At 67.9% G+C, this 17,931-nt stretch carries 19 protein-coding genes; 1 reads left to right on the top strand and 18 read right to left on the bottom strand.

Annotation, left to right across the window (positions count from 1 at the left end; translation table 11 throughout):
- The first annotated feature begins 196 nt into the window (after nt 1-196).
- The gene (efp, locus tag ACEU5R_RS16800) at nt 197-757 is read left to right on the top strand and encodes an elongation factor P (RefSeq protein WP_103275414.1); all 561 of its coding nucleotides are present in this window, start codon (nt 197-199) and stop codon (nt 755-757) included.
- 118 nt (nt 758-875) lie between these two features.
- Here efp and ACEU5R_RS16805 read toward each other — a convergent pair whose 3' ends face one another.
- From ACEU5R_RS16805 to ACEU5R_RS16890, 18 genes are all read right to left on the bottom strand, one after another.
- Nucleotides 876-1,349, bottom strand: a complete 474-nt coding sequence (locus ACEU5R_RS16805) for a DUF1178 family protein (RefSeq protein WP_392410917.1) — start codon at nt 1,347-1,349, stop codon at nt 876-878.
- Nucleotides 1,350-1,438: 89 nt separating this feature from the next.
- A complete protein-coding gene (locus ACEU5R_RS16810) occupies nt 1,439-2,146 on the bottom strand; it encodes a DUF2968 domain-containing protein (protein ID WP_392410918.1) in 708 nt (235 codons plus the stop codon).
- Between the two features lie 117 nt (nt 2,147-2,263).
- On the bottom strand, nt 2,264-3,664 hold the full coding sequence (locus tag ACEU5R_RS16815; RefSeq protein WP_392410919.1) for a sigma 54-interacting transcriptional regulator: 1,401 nt from the start codon (nt 3,662-3,664) through the stop codon (nt 2,264-2,266).
- 48 nt (nt 3,665-3,712) lie between these two features.
- Nucleotides 3,713-5,815: a pilus assembly protein TadG-related protein gene (locus ACEU5R_RS16820; protein WP_392410920.1), complete on the bottom strand. Its 2,103-nt coding sequence runs from the start codon at nt 5,813-5,815 to the stop codon at nt 3,713-3,715.
- 96 nt (nt 5,816-5,911) lie between these two features.
- Nucleotides 5,912-6,319 carry a DUF3613 domain-containing protein gene (locus ACEU5R_RS16825; protein ID WP_103275419.1) on the bottom strand — a complete coding sequence of 136 codons (408 nt, stop codon included), beginning with the start codon at nt 6,317-6,319 and terminating at the stop codon, nt 5,912-5,914.
- Nucleotides 6,320-6,361: 42 nt separating this feature from the next.
- Nucleotides 6,362-7,204: a tetratricopeptide repeat protein gene (locus ACEU5R_RS16830; RefSeq protein WP_103275420.1), complete on the bottom strand. Its 843-nt coding sequence runs from the start codon at nt 7,202-7,204 to the stop codon at nt 6,362-6,364.
- Between the two features lie 23 nt (nt 7,205-7,227).
- On the bottom strand, nt 7,228-8,214 hold the full coding sequence (locus ACEU5R_RS16835; protein WP_392410922.1) for a type II secretion system F family protein: 987 nt from the start codon (nt 8,212-8,214) through the stop codon (nt 7,228-7,230).
- 11 nt (nt 8,215-8,225) lie between these two features.
- Nucleotides 8,226-9,152, bottom strand: coding sequence for a type II secretion system F family protein (locus tag ACEU5R_RS16840; protein ID WP_103275422.1), 927 nt, complete (start codon nt 9,150-9,152; stop codon nt 8,226-8,228).
- Nucleotides 9,152-10,513 carry a CpaF family protein gene (locus tag ACEU5R_RS16845; RefSeq protein WP_103275423.1) on the bottom strand — a complete coding sequence of 454 codons (1,362 nt, stop codon included), beginning with the start codon at nt 10,511-10,513 and terminating at the stop codon, nt 9,152-9,154. The genes ACEU5R_RS16840 and ACEU5R_RS16845 overlap by 1 nt, the downstream gene beginning before the upstream one ends.
- Before the next feature lie 24 nt (nt 10,514-10,537).
- Nucleotides 10,538-11,878, bottom strand: coding sequence for a pilus assembly protein CpaE (locus ACEU5R_RS16850; RefSeq protein ID WP_392410923.1), 1,341 nt, complete (start codon nt 11,876-11,878; stop codon nt 10,538-10,540).
- Nucleotides 11,875-13,182: a type II and III secretion system protein family protein gene (locus ACEU5R_RS16855; RefSeq protein ID WP_392410932.1), complete on the bottom strand. Its 1,308-nt coding sequence runs from the start codon at nt 13,180-13,182 to the stop codon at nt 11,875-11,877. Before ACEU5R_RS16855 ends, ACEU5R_RS16850 begins: the two co-directional genes overlap by 4 nt.
- Nucleotides 13,183-13,461: 279 nt before the next feature.
- Complete coding sequence (cpaB, locus tag ACEU5R_RS16860) at nt 13,462-14,403, bottom strand: Flp pilus assembly protein CpaB (protein WP_392410924.1); 942 nt, start codon at nt 14,401-14,403, stop codon at nt 13,462-13,464.
- Nucleotides 14,400-14,882: a TadE family protein gene (locus tag ACEU5R_RS16865; RefSeq protein ID WP_392410925.1), complete on the bottom strand. Its 483-nt coding sequence runs from the start codon at nt 14,880-14,882 to the stop codon at nt 14,400-14,402. The genes cpaB and ACEU5R_RS16865 overlap by 4 nt, the downstream gene beginning before the upstream one ends.
- Before the next feature lie 15 nt (nt 14,883-14,897).
- On the bottom strand, nt 14,898-15,323 hold the full coding sequence (locus tag ACEU5R_RS16870; RefSeq protein WP_233772506.1) for a pilus assembly protein: 426 nt from the start codon (nt 15,321-15,323) through the stop codon (nt 14,898-14,900).
- Nucleotides 15,305-15,841 carry a prepilin peptidase gene (locus ACEU5R_RS16875; RefSeq protein ID WP_392410927.1) on the bottom strand — a complete coding sequence of 179 codons (537 nt, stop codon included), beginning with the start codon at nt 15,839-15,841 and terminating at the stop codon, nt 15,305-15,307. The genes ACEU5R_RS16870 and ACEU5R_RS16875 overlap by 19 nt, the downstream gene beginning before the upstream one ends.
- 144 nt (nt 15,842-15,985) lie before the next feature.
- Complete coding sequence (locus tag ACEU5R_RS16880) at nt 15,986-16,165, bottom strand: Flp family type IVb pilin (protein WP_392410928.1); 180 nt, start codon at nt 16,163-16,165, stop codon at nt 15,986-15,988.
- A 99-nt stretch (nt 16,166-16,264) separates the two neighbouring features.
- Nucleotides 16,265-16,444: a Flp family type IVb pilin gene (locus tag ACEU5R_RS16885; RefSeq protein ID WP_103275427.1), complete on the bottom strand. Its 180-nt coding sequence runs from the start codon at nt 16,442-16,444 to the stop codon at nt 16,265-16,267.
- 118 nt (nt 16,445-16,562) lie between these two features.
- Nucleotides 16,563-17,393, bottom strand: coding sequence for an MHYT domain-containing protein (locus tag ACEU5R_RS16890; protein ID WP_392410930.1), 831 nt, complete (start codon nt 17,391-17,393; stop codon nt 16,563-16,565).
- Between the last annotated feature and the right edge of the window lie 538 nt (nt 17,394-17,931).

Consider the following 17,931-nt stretch of genomic DNA (forward strand, 5'->3'; position numbering starts at 1 on the left):
ATAGAGAGTTTTCTGAGAAGCCCTGACGCGATCGGGCCTCAAAATACTGACGCCTCCCGGGGTGTGCACAAGATCGAAAACCCGCGTGAAATCCCGCATCCGCCCGCCAGATGATGGCGATGGCGGACCAGGGTCGACAAGGCGGTGATTTGTGCAAGCACGGCGAGTGCACCCCTTACCCCCCGGAGTTTTATCGATGAAAACCGCTCAGGAATTGCGAGTCGGCAACGTGGCCATGGTCGGCAAGGACCCGCTGGTCGTCCAGAAGGCTGAATACAACAAGTCCGGCCGCAACGCCGCCGTTGTGAAGCTGAAGTTCAAGAACCTGCTGACCGGCGCCGCCAGCGAATCGGTCTACAAGGCCGACGAAAAGTTCGAAGTCGTCCAACTGGAACGCAAGGAGTGCACCTACTCCTACTTCGGCGACCCGATGTACGTCTTCATGGACGAAGAGTACAACCAGTACGAAATCGAAGCCGACAGCATGGGCGACGCCCTGAACTACCTGGAAGAGTCGATGCCCGTGGAAGTGGTCTTCTACGACGGCCGCGCCATCTCGGTGGAACTGCCCACGGTCATCGTGCGCGAAATCACCTACACCGAGCCGGCCGTGCGCGGCGACACCTCGGGCAAGGTGCTCAAGCCCGCCAAGATCAACACCGGCTACGAACTGAACGTGCCGCTGTTCTGCGCCATCGGCGACAAGATCGAAATCGACACCCGCACGAACGAGTACCGCAGCCGCGTCAACAACTGATCCCGGCCGCAAGCGAAAAAGCCAGACCTTCGGTCTGGCTTTTTTTTGCCTGTCGTTCGGGGATGAGTCCGCGCCCGACGTTTGTTGACCGGGCGTTTATCGCCTGGTTGGCCCGCGCCTATTGCAGCCGGTCGTCGTCCAGGAAGTCTGGCAGCGCCATGACCTCGATGCCGTCCTCGGCCAGCGCCTCGCGCTCTTCGCGCGACGCGGTCCCGCGAATGGGGCGTTCGTCGGCCTCGCCCTCGTGGATGCGGCGCGCCTCTTCGGCGAAACGCGCGCCGACATTCTCGGTGTTGCGCAGCATTGCCCGCACCTGGGTCAGGACGGCGGCCTGCAGGGCCGCTATTTTCTGGGCATCGGACGCACCGGTGGGCGCTTCGGCCTGCCGCTGCAGGGGCGCGGGCTCAGGCGCGTGCAGGTGCGCGACGTTCAGCCGAGGCGCCGACAGGCGCTTGGTGATCGATGCCGACCCGCAGACAGGGCACGTGACCAGACCTCGCGCCTGCTGCGCGTCGTAGTCTTCGTGCGAACCGAACCAACCTTCGAAGATGTGGCTGTGCTCGCACTGGAGGTCGAAAACTTTGAGTGCCATGGGGTCTATATGAGGATCACCCGGCAGAATACAAGAAAGCGGGCCCAGACGGGCCCGCCATATCGCATGCCGGACGCACTGACGAGCGCTTACCTGCCGCGCTTGGACGACGCGCCCGCGCCGCCGAGCTGGGCCTGCTGGGCCTGCAGGGCATCGATCTGGCGCTGCAGATCGCGCAGTTGCTGGCGCACGTCCTTCTGCTGGTCGGCCAGGGCGGTGGCTTCCTGGCGCGATTGTTGCTGGCGGGCGGCGACCTGCTCTTCCTGCTGCATGCGCAGCGTGTTGTCGGCCTGCAGCGTGCTCAGCTGGGCGTTGCGGCTGGCCAGCAGCTTCTCGTTGTGGGCGTACTCCGCCTGCAGGCGGATGCGCTGGATATCGACCTCGGCCAGTTCCATCGACTGGCCGGCGAAGGCGCGGTAGGTGGCCTCGGCCTGCTTGTCCGACTGGGTCTTGACCACGCGCCAGAAATCCTTCTGCTGGAACAGGGCCACGTAATAGGTCAGGTCGTCCGGCTTGAACAGCAAGCTGGCGCCATACGTGCCGTTGTAGGTCGTGCGCAGTTCCGAGACCTGGCGGTTCTGGATCAGGCTTTGCAGCTCGGCGACGGTGCTGGCCGGACGCGCGGCGGGCGCGGGCGGCGGCGTCACCGGCGTGGACGCCGCCTGCGTGTCTTCAACCTGCTGGACCGCGGGCCGGGCGGCTTCGGGTTGCTGGGCGCTGGCGCAAGCCGCCAGACCGGACAGGGCCGTACCCAACAGCGCCATGCGCGCGGTGGCACGGATAAAGTGGACGTTCATGCCTACCCCAAAAAAATCGTTGCGGAACTATAGCAATTTATTGCTCCGGAAGCTGCCGCGCGCGCAGGGCGCGCCGCCCCGGATGTCGCCCTCTACGGGCCATTCCCTATTGCGCCTTCAGGAGGCTTCCACCATCCCGTCCGCGGTTTCACCCTGCCCGCCGCCCAGATGCAGTTTGCGCATCTTTTCCCACAGCACCTTGCGGCTGATGCCCAGGGTATTGGCGGTGTCCTGCCGGCGCCAGCCGTTGGCGTCCAGCGCGGCCAGGATGCGGGCGCGCTCGGCCCGTTCGGCATCGGTGAACACCGGCGGCTCGCACTGCGCGCCGCCCGCGCCCATCGCGGCGGGCGGGCGCAGCGGCTCGGCCAGCTGGTCGAAGATGCGCTCGATGCGCGCCCGGTCCCAGGACTGGAACTGGCGCCGGACGATGGCCACGCGCTCGGCCACGTTGGACAGCTCGCGCACATTGCCCTCGTAGCGGGTGGCCCCGGCGCGTTCCAGCAGCCAGTCCGGCGGCTCGTCCCCGGCGCCCATCCGCTCCAGCAGGGAGCGGAACAGCGCGACCTTCTCGGCGGCCCCGCGCTGCTCCAGGCTGGGGATGCGCAATTCGATCACCGCCAGCCGGTAGTACAGATCCGCGCGGAACTCGTCCTGCGCCACCAGCACTCGCAGATCCTTGTTGGTGGCGGCGACCAGCCGGAAATCCACCGGCACTTCGGTCGCCGAGCCCAGGCGCGTGACCGTGCTCTGCTCCAGCACCCGCAACAGCTTGACCTGCTGGTACAGCGGCAGGTCGCCGATCTCGTCCAGGAACAGCGTGCCGCCATTGGCCTGCTCGAAATAGCCCTTGTGCGCGCCGACGGCACCGGTGAACGCCCCCTTGGCGTGGCCGAAGAAATGCGCCTCGAACAGTCCTTCGGGAATGGCGCCGCAATTGACCGCGACAAAGGGGCCGTCGGCCCAGGCCGCGCGGTCGTGCAGCAGACGCGCCACTCGCTCCTTGCCTACGCCGGTTTCGCCATGGACCAGCACGTTGCTGCGACAGTCCGCGTACATCTCGGCCTCCGCCAGCAGGGCCCGCATCGGCTCGGACACGGCAATCAGCGGCTGCTCGCGCCGGGGCGCGGCCGGCCGGGCCTGGTCCAGCACGCCCAGCAGCTCGAACAGCAGCTTGCGCAGGTCGGCCGTGGTGAAAGCCAGCGGCAAGGTATAGGAATATTCGGGCGGGTAGTAACGCGGATCGCGGCCGCGCGCCTCGGAGGCCACCCAGATGATGGGCAGCGCCTGCACGGCCAGCCAGTCATAACCGCTGAAACGGTTGTCACCCATCACCGACACCGACACCAGCGCCACGGCGGGCCGGCCCGGATCGCGCGGCGGCGGGAAGGCCGTGCCGGCGTCCGCCCGCACCAGCGTCACGTCCATGCCCGCCAGGCAGCGCTCGGCGCGCGCGGCGATGTCGGAAGTGCCCTCCCAGACATACAGATCGAACTCCTCGCGGACGAATTTCTGATTCATTGGCAAACCACGCAGCCCGCTTCCGGGCTTCCAGTTAGAGGTTCCAGATCAATACACCAGCCGGGGCTTGCCGCAATCCACCGACAGCAGCGACACATCGGTCTGGCCCAGGCTCAGGCCCAGCAGGTTCAGCAGTTGCTGCAGCAGGTTCGACAGCATGTCCAGCAGCGGCTGCAGCAGCGTCACCACGACCGACAGCACGCCGCTCGCCTGATTGCCACCGGTCAACGCCAGGCTGCTGACGGCGCCGACCCGGCACTGGCGGATGGCGTCCGGCACGATCGCCAGCGCGCAGGTCAGGTCGCTCAGCGGCGCCAGCAGCAGCGAACTCAGAATATTGCCCACCAGCTGCAGCGTGCCCCCCAGCACCCCGGTCAACCCGCCCGTGCTCATGCGCTGCCCGAGCTGATTCATGGCGTCCGTGGACCACTGCATGTTGTTGACGACTTCCGATACGGACTTGCCTGGGTTCGACCCGCCGCCGCCCACCAGCTTGGTGGCCAGATCGGTGCGCTGCTGCTCGGTCAGCGGCGTGCCGGTGTTGAACAGGTCGCCCAGGATGCCGCCGATCAGCGCGTCGGCCAGATTCGAGGCCAGCTTGGTCAGGTCCAGCGAGGTGGCGTTGACGGTGGCCTTGGAGTTGGGCGATGGCGGCGCGGTCAGCGTGACCGGCACCGGCGCCGCCGAGTTGAAGACCGGCAGCGTGACCTTGCTGGTCAGCGGCAGGATGCCCAGCACATTGAGTACCTTGTAGCGCTGGATGGTGTTGAACGAAGCCGGCTGGCAGGCGTTGGTCAGGGCCAGGAAGTTGGCCGGACTGGTGTCGCTGTCGGAGGTCATGCCCGGGAAACGGCCCAGGCAGACATTGGCCAGCGACGAGGTCACGTTGATGGTGGCCTGCGTCGAGGTCAGCGGCGCCTGGCACAGCTTCGCGAGCGTGCCGGTGGACTGGGCCACGTCGATGATGACCGGCAGGTCGACCCAGGTCCCCAGCGTCGTGCCCAGGAGAGGACCGAGCACGGGGATATTGCTCGTGTTGATGCGCAGGTAGACGCGGATGCCCGCGCTGGTGGCCGTGGCGCCCACGCCGCCCACCGCGATCGTCGGCGGCTCGACGATGCGCACCTTCGACTGCACGCCCAGCAGCGGCACGTTCAGCCCCAGGTCGATCAGGTTCTGGCCGTTGGCGATCACCAGCGCGGTCTGCAGGATGTTGAGCGCGTTGACGTTCGCCTGCAGCGCCGACGTGACGCTGCCGCCCACCACCTGCAGATCCAGCACGCCGCCATCGCCGAACAGCTTGACCGGCAGGTTCAGCGGCATGACCTGCAGCACCGTCTTGATGGCATTGTTCAGCAGCGTGATGTCGGCCGCCGCCGTGCCCGCCTTGTTGATCACGGTCAGCGTGGCGTTCAGCAACTGGCCCAGCGTCAGGTTGCTGACCGCCGCCAGCTGGGCGGGCGTGCCCACGCCGGTGGCCACCGACAGCGGCAGGCCCAGCGCATCGAGCAAGCCGGACGGCGTGATGTTGACCGTGGCCAGGCCGGCCGCGTCGAGCACGTCCAGCTGCTGCGGCGTGGCGCCCACCGAGGCCAGGATCTTGGACAGGAGACCGCCCTTTTCCAGCCGCAGCAGCCGCGATCCGACCGTGAAGGCTGCCACCGGCTGCGTGCTGGTCGCCACCGCCTGCACCGACACGACGGTGTCGCCGCCGACGAAGGCGCTGGGAATGACATTGCCCAGCGTCTTGCCGATACGCACGCGCATCGCATTGGGCAGCTGGCCGCTGGCCGGATCGAACAGCGGCATGCCGCCGACCGGCGGGCGCGTCGGATCCCACAGTTTGCAATCCACGGTCACGTCGGCCGCGGAAAAGGTGTCCAGGATATTCGGCAGATTGGCCAGCGCCGCCGACACGCCCGCCGCCTTGGCGCGGCTGCAATCCGCCGCGGCGCCCGTGCCCAGCACCTGCACGGCCGACAGCGCGGCCAGATCCGCGGCCTTCTGGACCTCGCGCTTCATGTAGTAGCCATAGCCCAGCTGCGCCACGCCCAGCAGCACCAGGCCCACCAGCACCGCGAACACGACGGCGACGGTCATGCTGCCGCGCTGCCGCGAGCGAGGAACGTAACGGATCGAGCGGGTTGACATGTTCGCGACTCCGCATGGATACGAAGACCGGCGTGCCTGGACCGGGGAACCCGCGCGTCCCGGGCACCGGCCCGGGGCGCGCGGAACGCATGCTGATTAATTGGTGTTCTTGGTTTCCATCCGCTTCTGGAACCACTCGGGAATGGGATGGGAAAAACTCTCCAGATACCGGTTCCAGGCCGCGGAGGACACCGGCCCCAGCATGGGCAGCGCGCCGCCCGCGCGGCGGCCGTCGGCCTGCGCCTCGAACAGCGCGCGCGTGATGTCGCCCACGGCTTCAGGTCGCGGCTCGGGCTCGGGCGCGCTCGCCTGGGGCGGCGGCATCGGCGTCTGGACCTGCTGCACCACGGGGCGCGCCGGCATGTCGGCCGCCGGCACGGGCGCGGCTTGCGCTTGCGCGCCGCCGTTCATCGCGCCGGTCAGGGGTGCGTTCGATTGCGCCGTCGCGCTCGCGCTGATGAATAGCGCCAGGCACAAGGTCACGCGTTTCGGGTCTGGGAACATGACGGTTTTCCTGGGAAATATCGGTTTGCTCATCAATCGCGCTCAACGCACGATGGGCCCGTTGCCGAGCCGGTCCATCATGGGCCCCACCACCGGCGACACCGGGGCCGCGCCTGCCGCTGGCGTCCGCAAGGGCGTGGCGTCCGCCAGCGGAGGCGGCGCATTCTGGCTGCGCACCTCCGAAGCCAGGCGCAGGACCTGCGCGCGCGCCTCCTCGCCCAGCCTGGCCTGGTCCATCACCCGCTGCGCCTTGACCGCGTCGCCTTCCACCAGCAACAACAGGGCCAGATTGGCCAGCACCTTGGGATTGTCCGGCGCCAGTTCGGCGGCCTGGCCCAGCGGCACCCGGGCGCCGGCGGGATCGCCCGCCCGCAGGCGCGCGTAGCCCAGGTCGCCCAGAATGCGCGGATCCGTCGGCGCCAGCTTGGCCGCGCGCGAGAAATCGTCCGCCGCCTGCGCGTACTGGCCGCGCGCGCCGGCGATCAGGCCCAGCCCGTGCCAACCGTCGGCGGCCTGCGGCGTGCCCAGCAAGGCCCGGTACGCCTGCTCGCTGGCGGCGGTCTGCCCCGTCTGCCGCAGCGCCTCGGCGCGCATCGGCCCGACACGCGGATCATTGCCGAACTGCTGCTGGAAGGCGTCGATATAGGCCAGCGAAGCGAAATAGCGCTCCTGTCGCTGCGCTTCGGCGATCATGCTCAGCATCAGCTCGGGCTCGGCGGGCCGCCGCTTGTTCTCGGCCTCGTCCTCCTTCTGCCGCGCCAGCGCCTGCTCCTGTTGCTGCTGCTGAATCAGTTGCCACGCCGACTCGACGTTGTTGGTCTTGCACCCCGACAGGCCCGCGCCCGCCATCAATGCCGCCAGCGCCGCCCACCGCAGCCTGCCCATCGTGCTTCCGATACCGCCCGCCATCACATCCCCCCCATGCGCGACAGACCGCGCAATACCGCCACGAAGCCCGCGCCACCCGTCACGATCAACAGGGCCGGCAGCAGGGTCACGATCATCACCCCCGTCATCTTGACGGTGGTCTTGCCGACTTTCTCCTTCAGGTCCAGCCGACGCTTGTCGCGCAGCCGCTCGCCGAAGCGCTGAAGCGGTTCCTGCACCGCGCCGCCATGCTGGTCCACCTGCGCGATCAATCGGCAGATGGCCGAGATATCGTCGTTGTCGAAGCCCGACGCCAGCCGCGCCAGCGATTGCTCGCGCGTGCGTCCGCGCACGTGCTGCTCGGTCGCCAGCCGCAGCTCATAGGACAGCACCGGCAGTACCTGGGCGAATTCCTTGACCAGCACCTGCAGGCTCTGGTCGATGGACAGGCCCACGCCCTGCAGCAGGCGCAGCAGGTCGATCAGCAGCGGCAGTTCGTCGGCCGCCTGCCGCCGCCGGCGCGCCAGCCGCCGGCGCACGAAGATCTTCGGCAGCATGTAGCCCACGGCGAAACCCAGGAAGGCCGCGATCAGCACGCCGACCGAGGAATCGATCAGATTCTTCTCCAGGTCCAGCGCCACCGCCGCGATGGGCAGCAGGATGGCCAGCACGAAGCGCGCCGCCACGAAGCGCGACCGCGCCGCCACCGGATTCGCGTAGCCCGCCATATCGACCAACTTGCGGTCCTCCGACGCCAGCAGGGCTTCGGCCAGCCGCCCTTCCGTCAGGCGCTTGCCGAAGGAATCCGCTGCGCGCGCCGCGGCGGCCAGGCGGCCCGGCTCCTCGGCCTCAGCCGCCTTGGACCGTCCGCTGCGAGTGGCCAGCGCCTGGTCGACGACCTGGCGGCTGCGGCCCTGGCCGCGCAGGCGACGCACCATGCTGACGCCCAGGACCAGCATGGCGACGGCCACCAGGGTCAGTGCCATGGCCAGCACCAGGGTCGGGTTCAGGGATTCCAGCGCTTGCATCCTCGCCCCCGTCAGATGGATTTGGCCATGCGGTACAGCCAATAGGATCCGCCGACCTGCATCGCCACGGCGGTCGCCAGCATCTTGAAGCCCAGCGGGTCCTCCCACAATCCCACGAACAGATCGTTGTTGGCCACGATGATGAAACCGGCGATGCCCAGCGGCAGCAGAGCCAGGATCCAGGCCGACAGGCGGATCTCGGCCGAGCTGGCCGACAGCTCGCTGCGAGCCTGGCTGACGTCGCGCATGAAGGCCGCCATGCGCTCCAGCACCTGATCGCTGCGGCCGCCGAAGCGCAGCGCGATCGACACCACCGCCGCCACCATGTACAGCTCCTTCAGCCCGTACTGGCGCGACACGTGCGCCAGCGCCTCGTCCAGTTCCTTGGCCGAGCGGCTCAGGGCGGCGGCGGTCTCGACCACTTCGCGCAGCGGCGCGTCGGCGCTGGCGGCGGCGGTCTGGAAGGCCGAGGCCATGCTGTTGCCGATGGTGATGAGCCGGACCATGTTGTCCAGGAAGGCCGGCAATTGCGAGATCATGCGGCGCTGGCGCTTGTCGGCGCGCAGCCACAGCAGGAAATAGGCGCCGACGGTCAGTAGCAGCAGCGTGACGAAGCCGGACAAGGCGCCCAGGAAGGCCCAGGCCAGCAGCGCGCCCGCGACGATGGGCGCGAAGATCCGCAGGTAGAGTCCGGCGCCGTGCCGCAGGCCGGCCAGCAGCAACAGCCGGTCCCACCACGAAAAACCGCTGCGCGCCGCGCGCGCCCCGCCGGCGAATGTCGCCCCGCCGATCGGCACGTCGCGCGCGCGCCGCAGCTGGTTTTCCAGGAAGGCGGAACTCGCGGCGCGGCGCGCGCCGCTATTGGCGTGCCGCCACAACAGCACGGCCGCCACGGCGAGCACCAGCGCCAATGCCGCCAGGACCAGGGCTTGCTGCATCAGCGCCTCCGGCTCCAGAACCCGCCGCCCCCGCCGTCGGACTCCGGCGCGCCGCCGTCGGACTGACGCGCCTCGTGCCGCATCTTGGCGAGCTTGGGCGTATGCGGATGGATGCCCAGCCAGTTCCAGCGGTCCTTTTCCTCGCCCTCCGGCGTGGCGAAGGATTCGTGCCGGTAGAGTTCCTGCGTCGAGATCACGTTGTCGCCCATGCCCGTGACTTCGGTCACCGACAGCACGCGCCGCTTGCCGTTGGACAGGCGCCCGATCTGCACGATGAAATCCAGCGCGCTGGCGATCTGGCGACGCAGGCTGTCCTCGCTACCCTGGAAACCGGCGAAGCCGGCCAGCATCTCGATGCGGTACAGGCATTCGCGCGGCGAGTTCGCGTGGATGGTCGCCATGGACCCTTCATGGCCGGTGTTCATGGCCTGCAGCATGTCCATCACCTCGGCGCCCCGAACCTCGCCCACCACGACGCGGTCGGGCCGCATGCGCAGGCTGTTGCGGATCAGCTCGCGGATGGTGACCGCGCCGCTGCCGTCGAAGCCGCCCTGGCGCGCCTCCAGCCGCACGACGTGAGGATGGTTCAGCGACAGTTCGGCGGTGTCCTCCACCGTCACCACGCGCTCGGTTTCCGGGATGAAGAACGCCAGCGCGTTCAGCAGCGAGGTCTTGCCCGAGCTGGTGCCGCCGGACACCAGGATGTTGCAGCGGTGCTTCACCGCCTCGCTGAGCAGCCGGTAGATCTCTTCGTCGAAGGTGCCCAGCGTCAGCAGGTCGGCGGGCTTGAGCGGATCCTGGCGGAACTTGCGGATCGATACCATCGGCCCGTCCACCGCCAGCGGCTCGATCACCACGTTCAGGCGGCCGCCGTCCGGCAGGCGGGCATCGACCATGGGCGTCGACTCGTCCAGGCGCCGGCCCATGGGCGCCAGGATGCGGCGCACGATGCGCAGCACGTGCTGGTTGTCGGTGAAGCGCAGCGTCTCGCGCGCCAGCACGCCCCGCCGCGACACGAACACGTTGTCATAGCCGTTGATCAGGATGTCCTCGACCGCGGGATCGGCCAGCAGGTCTTCGAGCGGCCCCAACCCGGCCAGCTCCTTGGTGAGGGCCTCCGAGATCTGCCGCATCTCGCCCTCGTTGATGGGCACGCGGCGCAGGCGCACGAAGCTGGCCACCTCGATATCGACGAATTCCTGGATGGCCGTGCGGGCCCAGCGGCCGAATTCCGCCCCCAGTTCCTCGATGCGGGACAGCAGGTGCTCGTAGGCCGCCGTCTTGATTTCCTGGTAGCGATTCGAAGCGGAAAAGCCCCGGTCGCCGTCGCCGCCGAATTCTATGGTGCCTGTCATGATCATGTCGGATTCCGCCGCCGTCCCTTGTCAATCCACCACCATGCGGCGATGCACGCCCGGCAGCCAGGTGGCCAGCCAGCTCGCGCGCCCGCCGGGCGTGTGTTCTTCCGTGCTCAGTTTTTCCGCCAGCGCATGCACGGCGCGCACATAGACGTCGCGCTCGGCCTCCTCGTGCAGCAGGCGGCCCTGGTTGGTGCAGACCATCAGGGCCAGCGTGCGGTCGGGCAAGGTGCCGACCAGTTCCAGCTGGAAACGCTCGGCGATCTGCTGCGCGGTCATGCCGTAGCGCTCGTCATAGCGATTGACGATCAGGCCCAGGCTGCGCCGATCCACGTGCAGCTGCTCCAGTTCCTGCAACAGGCCGGCCAGCGACACCAGCGCGCCCACGCTCTGGTCGGTCACGATCCAGTTCTGCTGCGAAGTGCGCGCCAGGCCGGCCACGAAATCAGGATTGTTGAAGCCGCCCGCATCGGCCACCACCACGCCAAAATGCTGGCGCAGCCGCTCGAACACCAGCAGCGAATCGGATTGCGAGATATCGCGCATCTGGCCCAGATCGCGCGGCAGGGCCAGCACGCTCAGACCGTTGGCCGTGTGCGCCATCGCCGAGCCCAGCAGGGTCGGATCCAGGCGGCGCAGGTTGCGCGCGGCCTCGGCGAAATCGAAGTCGCTGCCGATGTTCAGATAGAGCTGGCAATCGCCCACCGGCCAGCCCAGGTCCAGCAGCGCCACGCGGCTGGACAGCGGCTGCGTGGCGCCGGCATCGGCGGATTTCGGCGGCTTGGCGCCGCTGGCTCCGGCACGCAGCGCATGCGCCTGCTTCATGCGGTCCTGCACCAGGCCGGCCAGGTGCACGGCCAGCGTGCTGGTGCCCACGCCCGGGCGGGTGCCCAGCAGCAGCACGCTGCGCCGCTGGCCGTCGGCGCGCCCGCCGCCGGCGGCGGGCGTGTCCAGCAGGCGCTGCACCACGTCCTTCACTTCCTGCGGCGCGACCGAGGGGTCGACGAAATCGCTGACGCCGGCGCGCAATGCCGCGATGGCGCCTTCGGGCTGGCTGAGCAGGCCCACCGCGACCCTGGGAATGCCTGGCGCGATGCGCGCCAGCAAGCGCGCCAGCTCGGCCGAACGGAACAGCTTGCCGGGTTCATCCTCGCTCAGCGTGAAGTCCAGAAACACGACCTGCGGCGCGATCTCGGCCAGGCGCTTGGCCAGGTCCTCGACGGCCGGCGCTTCCTGGGTCAGCATGCCCAGGTCGCCGATGGCCTGGCCCAGCTGCGCGGCCACGCCATCGCCCTTGGAACAAAACAAGAAGCGGTTCCCGCTCTGCAGGCCCACCCATTCCCTGGCATGTGTCTTCATGTCGCTCACCGTGAAAAACCCGGCATCTGCTGCCCGCTCATCGGGCCCATCAGGTAATAGCCCCAGGCGTTGAACGCGGTGTCGCTCACCTCCTGCTTGCCCCCCGGCAGCGGCAGGGATACGCCGCGCGCGATGGGGCGCACCAGCCGGGGCGTCACCACGATGACCAGTTCGGTGTCTTCCTGCTTGTAGTCCACGCTGCGGAAAAAAGTGCCGATGATCGGCAGGTCGCCCAACATCGGCACCTTGTTCACCAGCGCCTTGGTCTGGCGCGACACCAGGCCGCTGATCACGAAGCTCTCGCCATCGCCCAGTTCGATGGTGGTGTCGGCCCGGCGCGTGCGCAGCGCCGGGATCACCGTGACGTTGTCGGCGCTGGTGACCAGCGGAATGCCGTTGCTGTAGTCCAGTTCGCTGGCTTCGGGCGCGACCTTCAGCGCGATGCGCTCGCGCGACAGCACCGTCGGCGTGACGGTCAGCCCGATGCCGAAGGGCTTGAACGCGACCGTGACCGATCCCAGGCCGGCCGCCTCGGGCACGGGCAGCTCGCCGCCCGCCAGGAAGCTGGCGCTCTGCCCGCTCAGGGCCACCAGGGTCGGCTCGGCCAGCACCCGGGCCATGTTGTTCCCCTGCAGCAGGCGCAGGCGCGCACTGAAGTTGTTCGAGTCATAGAACAGCGAGAATCCCGAGGCCAGCGGCGCGGACTTGTTGAAGCCCAGCGGCGCGGTGAAGCCGTCGGGCGTGATCGAGCTGGTGCCGCCCCAGGGGCCGTTGCGGCCGGCGAAGCTGATGCCCGCCTGCTTCATCACCGAACGCTGCACCTCGACCACCTTGACCTCGACCTGGACCACGCCGCCCGGCCCGGCGGTGGACAGGTCCACCACGTTCTTCTCGCCGCCCACGGCCGACGCCGCCGCCGACACGGAACCCTGATGGCTCAGCTGCGACTCGGCATGTCCGGACAGCACCGCCTTGTCGCCGGCCATGTCCACATTGGCCCCGCCGCTCACGCCGCGTCCGGCCATCACGCCCTGGACCGGGCCTGACACACGCACGTTCCAGACCTGCGGCGCGGCGTTGGCGCCGCTCCAGACCTGCAACTGGGTGGTGCCGGCCTTCTTGCCATAGACCAGCACCGACGCGGAGCGCTTGCCGGACGCCGGCAGCACCTTCACATCGGCCACTTCCGGATCGCCGATGGCGATGCGCGACGGCGCGCCGCCCAGCATCAGGGTCTGCTGCCCCCTGACGGCCACCGCGATATCGCCGGCGGGCGCCACGGCCCCCTGCGCCGGCGCGGCGTTCTGCGCCATCGCGGCCGGACCGCCGGTCAGCGTCGCCGCGGCGGCCAGCACGCAGATCACCAAGGCAGAGCGCCGCAGAGCAGCCCACCCCCGTGGCGCCACGCGCGCCTCCCTGAGGAAGGCGTCACCGCGAACCGGCAAAGCCGGCTCCGCGCGGCCCCGATGGAGCGATATCCCATTCTTGCGATGCGTGTGGCGCGCCTGCGCCATGGACAACTGATATCTCTTCATCATGCTCGGTCAGATTATGGTTGCAGTCTCTGGGGCCTGTACACAGGGCGGCCGGGTTCAATAGCGCACGCGCTCGGATTTATCTCCTCTGACGATTTCCACGCTGCGCCCGCCGCCGCCCGACCCGCGCACGGCCTGGCGCGGCGACAGCGTGGTGCCGTCCATTTGCGGCAGGGTGTCGCCGCCATAGGCCCTGTTGGGGCCGCTGTCGAGCAGCTCGCGCTGTCCGGGCGTCAGGTCGGCGCGCGCCTGCATCGCCGCGCGGCGCTGCGGAAACAGGGCGATATCGGGCACGCCCGCGTCGCCCAGCGGACGCAGCGCCAGCTGCAGCCGTCCGGCGCGGCTGGCCAGCATCAGCTCGCTGACGCGCTCGACCGGCACCGCCAGCACCGCCGTCTTGGCCGGCTGCGCGGGCGCGCCCTGTTGCAACAGCGATTTCTCTTCCGGGCCGTCCAGCGAGTTCGCGCCATAGGCCAGCACGCGCAGCTGCGATTGCAGCAGGCGCGCCTGGCCCGCCTGCACTTCCGAGCTCTTGTCCAGCATGAAGAACACATCGACGAAATCGCCCGGCAGGATGCGGTTGCCGCCGCCGCTCACTTCATCCACCGCCACCGCCAGCGCGCGTTCGCCCGGCTGCAGCAGGCTGGCCATGCCATGCGCCAGCATGGACGGCAAGAGGGGATCGCCCACGGCGACGTCGGTGCGCACGATCGCGCCGGCGAGCAGGTCGGCCGCCGGAAAGCCGCCCGACAGGGCCACCTGCCACTTCGCCACTTCCAGCATGTCCGGCGCGATGCGCGTACCGGCCGGGATCGCCTTGGCCGCCACCACCACGGGATAGAACTTGACCGGTTCCTGCGGCGCCGGCGCGCTGGCCGCGACGGGCGTGACCGGCTGCGGCGGCGAGGACGGCGCCGACGCCAGGCGCCAAGCCACGAAAGCCAGCACGAGCCCAGCCGCCAATAACACGCCCGCGATGATCTTGCTCAGGCTGCTCATGGTGTCCCTTGTGAGATTTGCACGGTGGCTTTGGAAGACAATCTGGACGGGATCCAGTCCTTGTTCGTGCCGGGCAGCATGGCGATGAGCGCCTGCATGGTGGCCAGCACCGGCCAGGACTGGGTGTTGTAGGTCATGGAGATCGTGGCGCAGTTGGCCGTCTGTCCGCCCGCGCCGCTCCAGGCGCAAGGCGCGCGGGTGATGGCGCAGCCCACCGCGGAGCCGGTCGAGAACACGCCCATCGCCGCCGTGCAGGCCGCGCCGTTCACGTCGGACGCGCCCGAGAAGCGCGCGAACACGGCGGCGCGCGCGCCCTCGTTGGCCGCCGCGGCCAGCTGTTGCTGCATCCAGAACAGCACGCCATAGCCGACCACGGCGCAGATGAACATCAGCAGCATGGTCAAGGTCAGCGAGAACTCCAGCGCGGCGATGCCGCGCTGCCCGCGGCATGCGCCATGGCGATCAGGAGTGGGCTTCATCGCGGGCCGCATGGCTCAGGTATCTCCGTCCATGGTGTTGCCGAGATACACGGTGGCCCGCGCGCTGAGCACGCTGGATGCGGACATCAGCGCATCCTGCAGGAACGGAAAGGCGGGGATCAGCGGGTGCGCGCCATAGGCATAGGACACCGTCACTTCGATCTGGTCCTTGGCCAGCGTCATGCCGCTGCAGGCGCCGCCGCCGGCGCTGCTGAGCGTGCCGGTGCTGCCGCAGACCGCCACCTTGACCGGCGCGGAGGACATTGTGCTGACCCAGTTGGCCAGGGCCAGCGCGGTGTCGCGGCCGGCGTTGGCGCGGGCCGTCAGCGACGGCGTGCCGGCCTGCCATTGCAGCACCTTGCGCGCGCCGTCCTGCGCGGCCAGCGTGATGGAATGCTGTGCGGCGAACACCAAGGAGTAGGTCAGGATCCCGTAGAACACCAGGAAAAACACCACGAATACCAGACCGAATTCAAGGGAATAAACACCACGCTGAGCGCGGCGGCGCCCAGATACGCGCCATAGGGAATCTGCTTCCAGCGGTCGGCCAGCGCCCAATGGCGGTTGATCAGCAAATAGGCCAGCGCATGCAGGCCCGCCAGCAGGCTCGCCCCCACCAGCGTCACCATCAGCGGCGCGAAGCCCAGCAGCAGGCCGAGTATGGCGATGGCCTTGACATCGCCCGCGCCCATCTTGCGCCGCGCCCAAACAGGCAGGAACAGGAAGGCGCAGAAAAAGCCTGCCAACGCCATGCCCCAGCCGGCCCAACGCGGCGGAGGCATCCAGCCAGGAACCAGCCAGGCGGCCAGCAGCCAAAGCAGCTGCCCCGCGAATCCCGCGACGATGAGCGTATTGGGAACGCGGCGATGGCGCAGATCGGCGTGGATCAACACCAGATTCCAGCATGCGAACAACAGCCACCACAGCGCTTCCCCTGGATACAAGGCACGACCTTCCAACGGTTACCGATACGACCGCAGCGCGTCCGTCCGAACGGGCGCCGCCCCTCCAATCCGTGCATCGCGAACACCACCGCGGCAGTCCGCGGGCGGGGCCCCGGAACCGGGACCGTCCGCGGCGCGCCGGGCTTGTTCCCGAGGGCCTCAGGTGCCCTGGGCCGCGTCGAGCTTCGCCTTGAGCGCCTGGTACATGCTCTGAAGACTGCCGGTGAACAAGCCCACCGACGTGATCAGCGCGACCGCGACCAGTCCGGCGATCAGGCCATACTCCAGCGCCGTGATGCCGGCGTCGTCATTCCAGAACTGCATGAGCTTGGCTTTCATCTCAGACTCCTGCTCTGTCATCAGCTCCACCCTTGGCCGGGCGGACCCTTGGAACCGGCGGCCGGCACTGGGCCATCCGCCGGCCCGCCAGCCGACCCATCAGGTGGTCCTGGCGGTATCCAGCTTGGTCTTGAGTGCGTTGAACATGTCTTTCAGACTGCCCGTGAACGCGCCAACGCCTATGACCAGGGCCACTGCCACCAGGCCCGCGATGAGCCCGTATTCCAGGGCGGTGATGCCTTCCTCATCGTTCCAGAACTGCGCAAGTTTCGCTTTCATGTCGAGCTCCCAAGGTCTCGATTGATCAATTGAGCCGCCCGCGCGTGCGAAGCATGCTCGCTAAGGCCAGGAACCGTCCGCAAGCCCGCTGGCGCCGGCCTGCACCCGGGCCCTGTGCCTAACCCGGTCCCACCGTGGGACCGTGGGTCCTGCCCGGCTCCACGGTGGGAGCCGATTCGATGATGGCGTCGATGCGCTGCGCCAGGCGCGCGCGAAAACGGCTGGAGGCCCGTTGCAGATGCCAGCGCATGAGCACCAGCACCACGGCCGACAGCCCGAAGGCAATATAGGGAAGCAGCACGCCGCCGATCTGCATGCCGGCTCCGTCGCGCGGCGTGGTGCACACCACCGTGCCCGCCGCGGCGCCGGTGTAATGCATGCCGCACACGGCCACGGCCATCAAAACGGCCGCTCCGGCGCGCTGGAGCTCATTTTGCGTATTGAAAGCCAGCCATAATGCGGCCGACGCGGCGATTACGGCTATCAAAACCGATAAAACAACGAGCGGCAGATTCCACAGGAATACTGCCGGCATGCGCATGGCGCTGATGCCGACATAATGCATGGCGGCCACGCCCAGGCCCGCGGCCAGGCCGCCGACCAGGCAGCGTCCGATCGTGAAACGGTCACGCCCCACATACCAGAACGCCCATCCCGAGAACCCCGCGGCAACCAGGAAACTGAGTACGGTCAAACCCACCTGGTAACCGACCAGGAACGGCAGGTCCTGTGCCTGCATGCCGATGAAGTGCATGCTCCAGATACCGACGCCGCCCATCGCCACCGCGCCGATGAGGATATAGCCAAGGCGGATATCGCCGTCCTGCGTTTCCGTGCGGATGCCGACCGCGGCAAGCAGCGCCACATAGGAACCCAGCACCGCCGTCAGGAAGGACAGCGCGACCAGGCCGCCATTGAAGGAAAGCGGAACGACGTCACCCGGATTCATGAGTGTCCCCGAGGCAGCGGCCCCTGGCCGGCCGGCCTTGCCGAACATTCGCCGCGACTCGTCTTGCGGTCATCCTGGCGCATCTTGCGGACTCCGGTTAACCCGAAAATCGAAAGTGTTTAGAAACGTGTATATAGTCTTATCTATTAACAATTAATACACATCAGGGTTTATACCAGCATTCACAGCGTGACGACAACAGACATGTAACGCCTATCCCCAATATTCAGAACAATCATATTTGAAACCCTTCAAAACCCCAGGCCGGGCAACGGTTTCACTTGATTTCAGCGTACCGTCGGCCCGCATCCCTGGCATTCACGGCAAGTGGCCATCCGGCCACAATGAAATAAATTGTCATTACCTTTTGGCGCTGGCAAGATACCGCCTGACATCAAACCTACATTTATATCGGTAAATATTGCGTCCCCATTAACAACTGATATTTGGTAAATATCGCCATTACCGTTCCGGCGGCAATGCCGCGGCACATCAGAGACACGACAGGCATGAGACGCACGCTCCCCGCAAGCCCCTC

The organism is Achromobacter sp. 413638 (genome assembly GCF_043119405.1).
GTDB lineage: Bacteria > Pseudomonadota > Gammaproteobacteria > Burkholderiales > Burkholderiaceae_B > Achromobacter.

Coding starts and splice junctions, on each gene's coding strand:
- ACEU5R_RS16830 (WP_103275420.1), bottom strand. CDS start 7,204: ATGGGCAGGCTGCGGTGGGCGGCGCTGGCGGCATTGATGGCGGGCGCG.
- ACEU5R_RS16885 (WP_103275427.1), bottom strand. CDS start 16,444: ATGAAAGCGAAACTTGCGCAGTTCTGGAACGATGAGGAAGGCATCACC.
- ACEU5R_RS16810 (WP_392410918.1), bottom strand. CDS start 2,146: ATGAACGTCCACTTTATCCGTGCCACCGCGCGCATGGCGCTGTTGGGT.
- ACEU5R_RS16880 (WP_392410928.1), bottom strand. CDS start 16,165: ATGAAAGCCAAGCTCATGCAGTTCTGGAATGACGACGCCGGCATCACG.
- ACEU5R_RS16835 (WP_392410922.1), bottom strand. CDS start 8,214: ATGCAAGCGCTGGAATCCCTGAACCCGACCCTGGTGCTGGCCATGGCA.
- ACEU5R_RS16815 (WP_392410919.1), bottom strand. CDS start 3,664: ATGAATCAGAAATTCGTCCGCGAGGAGTTCGATCTGTATGTCTGGGAG.
- ACEU5R_RS16845 (WP_103275423.1), bottom strand. CDS start 10,513: ATGATCATGACAGGCACCATAGAATTCGGCGGCGACGGCGACCGGGGC.
- ACEU5R_RS16825 (WP_103275419.1), bottom strand. CDS start 6,319: ATGTTCCCAGACCCGAAACGCGTGACCTTGTGCCTGGCGCTATTCATC.
- cpaB (WP_392410924.1), bottom strand. CDS start 14,403: ATGAGCAGCCTGAGCAAGATCATCGCGGGCGTGTTATTGGCGGCTGGG.
- ACEU5R_RS16805 (WP_392410917.1), bottom strand. CDS start 1,349: ATGGCACTCAAAGTTTTCGACCTCCAGTGCGAGCACAGCCACATCTTC.
- ACEU5R_RS16840 (WP_103275422.1), bottom strand. CDS start 9,152: ATGCAGCAAGCCCTGGTCCTGGCGGCATTGGCGCTGGTGCTCGCCGTG.
- ACEU5R_RS16890 (WP_392410930.1), bottom strand. CDS start 17,393: ATGAATCCGGGTGACGTCGTTCCGCTTTCCTTCAATGGCGGCCTGGTC.
- ACEU5R_RS16865 (WP_392410925.1), bottom strand. CDS start 14,882: ATGAAGCCCACTCCTGATCGCCATGGCGCATGCCGCGGGCAGCGCGGC.
- efp (WP_103275414.1), top strand. CDS start 197: ATGAAAACCGCTCAGGAATTGCGAGTCGGCAACGTGGCCATGGTCGGC.
- ACEU5R_RS16855 (WP_392410932.1), bottom strand. CDS start 13,182: ATGGCGCAGAACGCCGCGCCGGCGCAGGGGGCCGTGGCGCCCGCCGGC.
- ACEU5R_RS16820 (WP_392410920.1), bottom strand. CDS start 5,815: ATGTCAACCCGCTCGATCCGTTACGTTCCTCGCTCGCGGCAGCGCGGC.